The organism is Gilliamella sp. Imp1-1 (genome assembly GCF_001690415.1).
Classification (GTDB): Bacteria; Pseudomonadota; Gammaproteobacteria; order Enterobacterales; family Orbaceae; genus Gilliamella; species Gilliamella bombi.
Genome location: NZ_LZHK01000125.1, coordinates 1 through 10,008, shown reverse-complemented (window position 1 = coordinate 10,008; position 10,008 = coordinate 1). Strand labels below are relative to the sequence as shown.

Annotated in this window: 8 protein-coding genes; 5 read left to right on the top strand and 3 right to left on the bottom strand. The window is 37.2% G+C overall.

Going from position 1 to position 10,008, the window contains the following annotated elements; all coding sequences use genetic code 11:
* Positions 1–157: transposase (locus A9G38_RS11845; protein WP_141671798.1), on the top strand; the 157-nt coding region annotated here is incomplete at its 5' end.
* A gap of 157 nt (positions 158–314) precedes the next feature.
* On the opposite strand, the gene A9G38_RS10265 is transcribed toward A9G38_RS11845, so the two are convergent.
* The gene (locus A9G38_RS10265; protein ID WP_034915183.1) at positions 315–932 is read right to left on the bottom strand and encodes an MFS transporter; all 618 of its coding nucleotides are present in this window, start codon (positions 930–932) and stop codon (positions 315–317) included.
* A gap of 10 nt (positions 933–942) precedes the next feature.
* Entirely contained in the window at positions 943–2,469 is a 1,527-nt protein-coding gene (locus tag A9G38_RS10260; RefSeq protein ID WP_034915179.1) for a spermidine synthase, read from the bottom strand.
* Between the two features lie 285 nt (positions 2,470–2,754).
* On the opposite strand from A9G38_RS10260, the gene gltB reads away from it, so the two are divergent.
* From gltB to A9G38_RS12350, 4 genes are all read left to right on the top strand, one after another.
* Positions 2,755–7,212 carry a glutamate synthase large subunit gene (gltB, locus tag A9G38_RS10255; protein WP_034915176.1) on the top strand — a complete coding sequence of 1,486 codons (4,458 nt, stop codon included), beginning with the start codon at positions 2,755–2,757 and terminating at the stop codon, positions 7,210–7,212.
* A 13-nt stretch (positions 7,213–7,225) separates the two neighbouring features.
* On the top strand, positions 7,226–8,638 hold the full coding sequence (locus A9G38_RS10250; RefSeq protein ID WP_034915173.1) for an FAD-dependent oxidoreductase: 1,413 nt from the start codon (positions 7,226–7,228) through the stop codon (positions 8,636–8,638).
* A gap of 350 nt (positions 8,639–8,988) precedes the next feature.
* The gene (locus A9G38_RS12970) at positions 8,989–9,087 is read left to right on the top strand and encodes an NINE protein (protein ID WP_080702388.1); all 99 of its coding nucleotides are present in this window, start codon (positions 8,989–8,991) and stop codon (positions 9,085–9,087) included.
* Complete coding sequence (locus tag A9G38_RS12350; RefSeq protein ID WP_065623266.1) at positions 9,066–9,275, top strand: hypothetical protein; 210 nt, start codon at positions 9,066–9,068, stop codon at positions 9,273–9,275. Before A9G38_RS12970 ends, A9G38_RS12350 begins: the two co-directional genes overlap by 22 nt.
* A 187-nt stretch (positions 9,276–9,462) precedes the next feature.
* Here the strand turns inward: A9G38_RS12350 and A9G38_RS10240 are convergent.
* The coding region (locus tag A9G38_RS10240) for an IS30 family transposase (protein WP_065623265.1) at positions 9,463–10,008 on the bottom strand (546 nt) is incomplete at its 5' end.

The following is a 10,008-nucleotide window of genomic DNA, read 5'->3' as shown; positions in this document are numbered from 1 at the left end:
TAGGTGCCTTTATCGCTATCGTCATTTAGTCGAGAATGCCTTTGCTAGAATCAAGCAATATCGTTCAATATCAACTAGATACGATAAGTTAGAAAGGAATTATGCCAGTATGGTATCACTGGCATTTATGTTAATGTGGCTGCCAATGTATTGTTGAGTAATTTATGTACAGCAAAGATCAACAGCCCCTAGTAATAAAAAGCTTGTATTGTTTAAATAATTAACTAATTGATTTTAATAATATATTGATAAACCAGCGACAACTATCGCCGATTTATCATTTTTAATATCTTTAGTAGTATTATTCTATCTTCTTATCCGCTCTTTTTTATTCGCATTTTATTAAAAAATAGATAAGCAGATATAGCAACAACAAAATTTCCTAGTGCAGCAAATATCGTTACAACATTAAGAGCAAAATAGTTAAATAAAATAAATCCTGTCAAAATTGCACCAATTGCCGCACCAAAAGTATTAATCGCATAAAGATGTCCAGTTGTTTGACCAATATTTTTCCAAAACTGTGCTATATAAGTAATTAAAATTGGAAGTGTTGCTCCCATCAAAAGGGCTGGAATAAGCACCAATAAGAAATTAACAATTGCAACAACAATTAAATTATAAACAATAAAGATATCACCGACAAATAAAATAAGTTGATAACTAATTATTCCAAATAAACCAATTCCAAATTCACTAAAACAAAAAAACTGGAGTGCTTTATTTGGGTATTTATCAACAATTTTTCCTCCTCCAAGAGCCCCTAAACCAAGTCCTAACATAAATGCCGATACAATAATTGCTACAGAATCAACATCAGATCCAAAAGCCGAATAAAGAGCTCGTTGCCAAGCAACTTGATAAGTTAAGCCACTCATTCCAGAAATAAAAAATAGCGTGCTTAATAGTAGTGATTGTTTCTTACTTAACATAAAAGCGTCCTTAATTATTTCTCAAAAAACCATATTTATATTCAGTTATCATATTACTATCGGTAATAATTTCCGTATCTCGTCCTAAGTTATAAAGCTTTTCAACTTCATCTAGACTTAACAGTTTGGTTGCTAATGTTTTTTGGTAAGCACCGTTTTTAACTTGTTTAGACGCTTCATTAAACAATGGTTTGCCATCTAAAACCAACTTATCAAGGCGATTTTTAGCAACATTGTCATCGATGTTAATCTCTGAATCCGAGGCATAAATAAAGCCCATAGTGCCCCAATAAGCATGTTTAAATACCGATTGTGCCGTTTTTAATGTATCTAGCGAACGAGTACTATTAAATGCCAAAATACCATTAGGATTTAATGAATTATGTAATATATTCATCATCTCTTGCGATAATAGATTGGTTATTCCTGAACGCCAATGGTAAGTAGTATTCATAATAATTAAATCATACTTTTTATCACTATTTCGTTTAAGCCAACGTCGACCGTCATCAATATAGATATTAATTCGATGATCATCTAGTATTGGAGAAACAACTGGGTATTGTTTAATAATATCCAAGTAACCTTTATTAATTTCAATGGCGTCAATCGTTTCTAATGTAGGGAAACTTGATAGAGCACGTGTCCAAGCCCCACCACTAACACCAATAACTAGCGCTTTTTTAGGATTTGGATGAATTGCCGCTAATAGATAAAGCCGGTTTAAGTCATTTATATCATTATCTGGATCTATATTTAAAATACCATCATACATTCGATTTCCTAATACAATATTTTTCCGTCCATCCTTATTGTCATCGGCGATATGAATTACACCATAGCGATTTTCAATATAAGAATTGATAGATATGTCTTGTCCTAGGCTATCTCTGAAAATATAATCAGTGTGTTTATCTACAAAATAAAAGCAACTAATACCAAGTATAGCAAAGGCAGAAACAGAAACTGCCGATTTTTTAATTATCATCAAGCCACCTAATAAGATACAAACAATACCTATTAAAATAAACATTGATGAAATAGAAATATAATCAAGAAGAACTCCGCCAATTAATAAACTACCAAGCGTTGAGCCAATAATATTAAAAAAATAGACTTTAGAAACTGAAGCACCTACTTTTCCATTGCCAATATTCGTACCTAAATGGTGCACAATTGGAAATAATATTGCCTTTAAAGCTGCAACGACAAATATTAAAATACTACATATACGTATACATTGAGTTAAGCTATTTGGTTGATTTATGCTTTGAATAATAAATGGAATTAATATATCAATAAAACCAGCAAAAATTAAAACCATTCCTCCGGCCAATAGTAGGTTCGAATAGCGTGTACAAATTGCTTTACCTCGACTTGCACCAAAAGCAATACCTAATAGAAAAAAGAACAGTACAAGTGCAAAAGCATAGGGAGCACCACCTAACATAAAGCTAACGATTCTAAACCATAGCATTTCTTGACCTAAGCTCATCAATCCAACTAAAAGCGAAATGCACCAAGCAAAATATTTCATAGCGATTTTCCTACTCCTAACTAACTATTATTATTTAAGCTAATTATAGTTAATATATAATTAATTGCTAATATTTTAGACAATTATTCATTTTGCATCAAATACAACTAGATATAAACGTAATACAAACCGCCATTAGCTTTATTAATAACGCTATATTTGGAAGATTGACTTATAAATAATATTTATTTGACCAAAAACTAATTTTTGATTAACTTCACACGCAATATGGAATTAAAGCCTATTCCTTCTTAAATTATAAAACGATGAATTAGAGGCAATGATATGTTATATAACCAGCATCATGAAAAAGATAACTGTGGATTTGGTTTAATTGCTCACATTGAAGGACAACCAAGTCATAAAGTGGTGCGTACTGCAATTCACGGACTTGCCAGAATGCAACACCGTGGTGCCATTTTATCAGACGGTAAAACTGGCGATGGCTGTGGACTTTTATTACAAAAACCCGATCGATTTTTTAGATTAGTGGCACAAGATGAGGGCTGGCGTTTAGCAAGTAATTATGCCGTTGGTATGTTGTTTTTGAGCCAAGATGAAAAAGAAGCTCAAATTAGCCGTGATATTGTCGAAGAAGAATTAGCCAATGAAACCTTATCTATTTTAGGTTGGCGTGAAGTACCAATTGATAAAAGTGTGCTTGGTGAAATTGCCCTATCATCATTGCCTAAAATTGAACAAGTCTTTGTTAATGCACCCGCTGGATGGACAAAAATTGATTTAGAACGCCGCCTATACATGGTGCGCCGTCGAATTGAAAAACGGGTACAAGACGATACATTTTACGTTTGTAGCTTCTCAAATCAGGTCAATATCTATAAAGGCTTATGTATGCCTAAAGATTTACCTCGATTCTATCTAGATTTGGCTGACATCCGAATGGAAACAGCAATTTGTTTATTTCATCAACGTTTTTCAACCAATACTGTTCCTCGTTGGCCATTAGCGCAACCTTTTCGGCATTTAGCTCATAATGGTGAAATCAACACTATTGAAGGTAATAGACAATGGGCACAAGCACGTTCCTATAAATTTAAAACGCCACTCATTCCAGACTTACAAGATGCGGCACCTTTTGTTAATGTCACAGGTTCTGATTCAAGTTCATTAGATAACATGCTTGAGCTATTTCTTGTAGGAGGAATGGATATTGTACGAGCTATGCGCTTATTGGTTCCACCTGCATGGCAAAATAATCCTGACATGAACGAAGATCTGCGTGCTTTTTTCGACTTCAACTCAATGCATATGGAACCTTGGGATGGTCCTGCCGGTATTGTAATGTCTGACGGTCGTTATGCCGCATGTAACTTAGACCGTAACGGATTACGTCCTGCACGTTATGTAATAACGACAGACAAACTAATTACCTGTGCATCCGAAATCGGTATTTGGGATTATCAACCTGACGAAGTCGTCACTAAAGGACGCGTTGGTCCAGGTGAATTGTTAGTTATAGACACTGAAGAAGGTCGCATTTTACAATCGTCTGAAACAGACAACGATTTACAAAAACGTCATCCATATAAAGAATGGATGGAAAAAAATGTTAAAAGACTGATCCCTTTTGAAAACCTACCTGATGATAACATTGGCTCTCGATATTATGACGATATCTTGCTAGCAACTTATCAAAAACAATTTGGTTATAGTGCTGAAGAGCTAGACCAATGTATTCGAGTGCTAGGTGAAAACGGTCAAGAAGCCACTGGCTCAATGGGCGATGACACACCATTTGCGGTACTATCAACAAGGCCTCGCTCAATTTATGATTATTTTCGTCAAAAATTTGCTCAGGTAACAAATCCGCCTATCGACCCACTACGCGAATCACACGTTATGTCACTTTCAACTAGTATTGGTCGTGAAATGAACGTGTTTGCCGAAGCTGAAGGTCAGGCGCATCGTGTTGCGTTCAAATCTCCTGTTTTGGTTTATTCAGATTTTAAACAATTAACAGCATTAGAATCACGTTATTACAAATCAGAAGCCTTAGATATCACTTATGAAATCGATGGTAGCCTGCGCGATGCCATTGAACAATTATGTGGTGATGCTGAAGCAAAAGTTCGCAATGGCACGGTATTATTGATTTTATCAGATAAAAATATAGCGCCTGATCGCTTACCAATTCCTGCGCCTATGGCAGTTGGAGCTGTTCAGCAACGCTTAGTTGAAAAAAACTTACGTTGCGATGCTAATATCATTGTCGAAACCGCAAGCTGCCGTGATCCACATCAATTTGCGGTACTTCTTGGTTTTGGTGCAACTGCAATTTACCCTTATTTAGCCTACGAAATTTTAGGTCAAATGGTCGATAATAGCACAATAAAAAAATCTTACCGTGAAGCCATTCTTAATTACCGTAATGGAATTAACAAAGGCTTATATAAAATTATGTCAAAAATGGGCATTTCAACCGTCGCCTCTTACCGCTGTTCAAAACTATTTGAAGCAGTTGGCTTAAATAAAGAGGTCGTTGAACTTTGTTTCCAAGGAGTTACTAACCGTATTAATGGTGCCAATTTTGATGATTTTGCGCAAGACCAATTTAACTTATCAAAAAGTGCATGGCTGAAAAGAAAACAATTAGAACAAGGTGGGTTACTTAAATATGTTCATGGTGGTGAATATCATGCTTATAATCCTGATGTAGTACAGTCACTACAAAAAGCGGTCAATAATGGCAATTATGAAGATTACAAACGCTATGCCGATATCGTCAACAACCGCCCTATTGCCACCTTGCGTGATTTATTAAAGCTCAATCCACCTGAAAACGCAGCTATTCCACTTGATCAAATCGAACCAGAAGAATCACTGTTCAAACGCTTTGACTCGGCAGCCATGTCAATTGGTGCGCTAAGCCCTGAAGCACATGAATCCCTTGCCGAAGCAATGAACATGCTCGGTGGTTTTTCAAATTCAGGCGAAGGCGGTGAAGATCCAGCTCGCTACAACACCATAAAAGTATCACGCATAAAACAAGTTGCATCAGGTCGTTTTGGTGTAACACCAAGTTACTTAATGAGTGCCGATGTTATTCAAATCAAAGTAGCACAAGGAGCAAAACCGGGGGAAGGTGGTCAGTTACCTGGCGACAAAGTCACCCCATATATTGCTAAATTGCGTTTTTCTGTACCGGGTGTCACACTTATTTCACCACCACCTCATCACGACATTTACTCGATTGAGGATTTGGCACAATTAATATTTGACCTAAAACAGATTAACCCTAATGCCATGATTTCGGTTAAATTAGTATCAGAGCCAGGCGTTGGCACAATCGCAACTGGAGTTGCTAAAGCCTATGCCGACTTAATTACCATTTCTGGCTATGATGGTGGAACAGGCGCCAGCCCATTAACTTCAGTCAAATATGCTGGTTCTCCTTGGGAATTAGGGTTAGTTGAAACTCAGCAATCATTAGTCGCCAATGGGTTACGTCACAAAATACGTTTACAAGTAGACGGTGGTTTAAAAACGGGCACTGATATTGTCAAAGCAGCTATTTTAGGTGCTGAGAGTTTTGGATTTGGAACAGGACCAATGGTTGCCTTAGGTTGTAAATATCTGCGTATTTGCCACCTTAATAACTGTGCAACGGGTGTTGCAACGCAAGACGAAAAACTGCGTAGCGAACATTATCATGGCCTGCCAGAAAAAGCGATAAACTATTTCCGCTTTATTGCGCGTAACACGCGAGAAATTATGGCCGAGCTAGGTGTCAGTCGTATCGTCGATTTGATAGGACGCACCGATCTGTTATTAGAACTTGATGGCATCACGGCAAAACAACAAAAACTTGACCTATCAGGACTGCTTGAAACAGCAAAACCTATTGATGGCAAACCAGTTTATTGTATTGAAGACAATAAACCATTTGATAAAGGTGTGCTAAATAAAGAGATCATCACACAAGCACAACAATTTGTTGATAATCGCCAAAGCCAAAGCTTCTATTTTGATATACAAAATACCGATCGCTCTGTAGGTACTAGTTTATCTGGCTATATTGCCAAAAAATATGGTGACCAAGGTCTTGTTGCTGATCCTATTTCGCTTAACTTTAACGGCACTGCGGGTCAAAGTTTTGGTGTTTGGAACGCTGGAGGTGTGGACTTAACACTCACAGGCGATGCCAATGATTATGTTGGTAAAGGCATGGCTGGCGGTCGTATTGTGATTCGACCACCGCAAGGCTCAGCATTTTTAAGCCATGAAGCAATCATTGCCGGTAATACCTGCTTATATGGTGCAACTGGAGGAAAACTCTTTGCCGCTGGACGTGCTGGAGAACGATTTGCGGTACGTAATTCTGGTGCAATTAGTGTTGTTGAAGGCATTGGAGACAATGGCTGTGAATATATGACAGGCGGTATTGTCTGCGTATTAGGTAAAACAGGAGTTAACTTTGGTGCAGGTATGACAGGTGGTTTTGCTTATATTTTAGATGAAGATAGTGATTTCCATAAACGCATAAATAAAGAGTTAGTGGAACTATTGAATGTTGCTGATTACTCAATTCACGAAGAACATTTACGTGGTTTAATAATGGAGCACGCTCAACTTACCCATTCATCACGCGCGGAAGAAATTTTGGCTAATTGGGATGATTATTCAAAACAATTTGTATTAGTCAAACCAAAATCGAGTGATGTAACAGCGCTACTTGGGCACCGCAGTCGCTCATCAGCAGAATTACGTATTCAAGCACAGTAAGGAGAACACGAAAATGAGTCAAAATGTTTATCAATTTATCGATTTACAACGTGTTGATCCGCCTAAAAAATCGTTAAACATTCGCAAAATTGAATTTGTTGAAATTTATGAAGGATTTTCTGCTCCACAATCACAAGCGCAGGCTGATCGTTGCCTTGCTTGTGGCAACCCATATTGTGAATGGAAATGCCCTGTGCATAACTATATACCCAATTGGTTAAAACTGGTTAATGAAGGCAAAATATTAGAAGCGGTTGAACTCTCACATCAAACCAACAGCCTGCCTGAAGTTTGTGGCCGAGTTTGCCCACAAGATCGCCTTTGCGAAGGCTCTTGTACTTTAAATGCTGAATTTGGCGCAGTTACCATAGGTAATATAGAGCGTTATATTACTGATGAAGCATTTAGAATGGGTTGGAAACCTAATTTATCAAACGTCGAAAAAACAGGATTGAAAGTTGCAGTTATTGGTGCTGGTCCTGCTGGCCTTGCTTGTGCCGATGTCTTAGTCCGCAATGGCGTAACGCCAGTGGTGTTTGACCGTCACCCTGAAATTGGTGGACTACTCACCTTTGGCATCCCAGCGTTTAAACTTGATAAAGAAGTATTAATCAACCGAAGACATATTTTTACTGAAATGGGCATTGAGTTCCGTCTAAATACTGAGGTCGGTAAAACGGTACAATTAACCGACTTAATCAACGAATTTGATGCGGTTTTTGTGGGTGCTGGAACTTATCAATCAATGCGAGCGGGTCTTCAAAACGAAGATGCCAACGGCGTTTATGATGCCTTACCATTTTTAATTGCCAACACTAAACACATAATGAAACATGCGCAAACCCAAGATACCCCGTACATTGACATGAAAAACAAACGTGTTGTGGTATTAGGTGGTGGTGATACTGCAATGGACTGTGTACGAACATCTATTCGTCAAGGTGCAACTGAAGTTACTTGTGCTTATCGCCGAGACGAAGCCAACATGCCTGGCTCAAAACGAGAAGTCAAAAATGCCAAAGAAGAAGGCGCACAGTTCCAATTTAACGTACAACCTCTCAGCATTGAAATTAACGGTACAGGACAAGTCACAGGCATAAAAATGGTTCGAACAGAACTAGGCGAGCCAGATGCAAAAGGACGACGCTCGCCAGTAATTATCGAAGGTTCTGAATTTATTCTTCCTGCCGATGCAGTAATTATGGCTTTTGGATTCAAGCCACATGCCATGCCTTGGCTTGCTCAGCATGGTGTCGAATTTGACCCACAAGGCAAAATCATCGCACCCGAAGCTAACAGCTACCAAACCACCAATCCCAAAATCTTTGCTGGTGGCGATGCTGTCCGTGGCTCTGATCTAGTTGTTACCGCCATCAGCGAAGGTCGCAAAGCGGCTGAAGGTATCTTAGATTACTTAGAGATTTAGCGATTATCTTGCTTTCAATCAAAATTACTTTAAATAAAAAAACAAACCCGCTTTAAAACAGCGGGTTTTTAATAATTCGAGTTTTTATCTTTAATTTTAGTAGCTCAGATTTAATCTAACAGATACTTATTAGCATTCATTTCAACAAAATCGAGTTAACTTCTTGTAATATTATATGCTTCTTCTATTTGCAGAATAAATAAGAAAACAGTAAAATTAGCGATTTTACTATTATCGTTACACTAAAAATTAACGTTACATCAATTATCTACTGCATCAGGTATGAATAATATTTATAAAAAGCATTAATTATTAATAAAAACATAAGTTAATTATAAAATGGAGATAGTATGAAAAGTAAAGGTGTCGCATATTTATTATGGTTCTTTCTTGGAATGTGGGGAGCCCATCGCATGTACTGTGGAAAATGGATTACAGGCTTCATTTAGTTTTTACTGCTGGTTTATTAGGTATCGGATGGTTTTTAGACCTATTTCTAACTAGCGGTATGCTTGACTATGCTAACTGTATCTACAAAAGTAAATATAATCAGTCACAAAATAATATTTCAATTCAAATTAATAACCCTTGCCACACTGAATCATCAACGCATGTTATAAATGAAAAAAATTCATAGTATGTAAAAAAAGGCTATTTACACTTTATGATTAAAATGATCCTTTAAAACTCATAAGGCGTTTTTCCCTGAAATTACTTTATGGGGTTTAAAGGTATAATAAAAATTAATAAAGCATTTAAGCCTTTATTTTCTATCTTTTGTATCACTAAATATTTGTTGATTACGCTACATATTAACTCAAAACCTAGATTACACCATGAAGTGCAATTCTTCTTAACTCCTTAGAATAAAAATCAGCAGGGCTTTTAAACTTATGCCGTTTTCTTGGGCGTGTGTTCAATAGATATTGTATTTTCTTTATCTGTTCGTCGTCAACTAATGAAATGGCCGCTGACTTAGGTATAAACTGACGTATTAAGCCATTGGTGTTTTCATTTGTGCCTCTTTGCCAGCTTTTATAAGGCTCTGCAAAGTACACGGTGGTGTTTAAATAATGCTCAATAGCATGATGATAATTAAATTCGGTTCCATTATCAAAGGTGATGCTTTTAACCATTTTTTCAAACGGCGTTAGCAATTTTATTATCATATCTCTCGTTTCGGAGGCGGTACGTTGATTGAGGCGCCCAATTAATACTAGCCCTGTTTTGCGTTCAACTAATGTCACCAATGCTTGCTTGTCTTTACGGCTAATAATCGTATCGCCCTCCCAATGTCCTCGCGTTTTCCGGCTTTCTACATAACTTGGACGTTGTTTAATTGACCGTTTATAACGGCGGTCTCCTTCTTT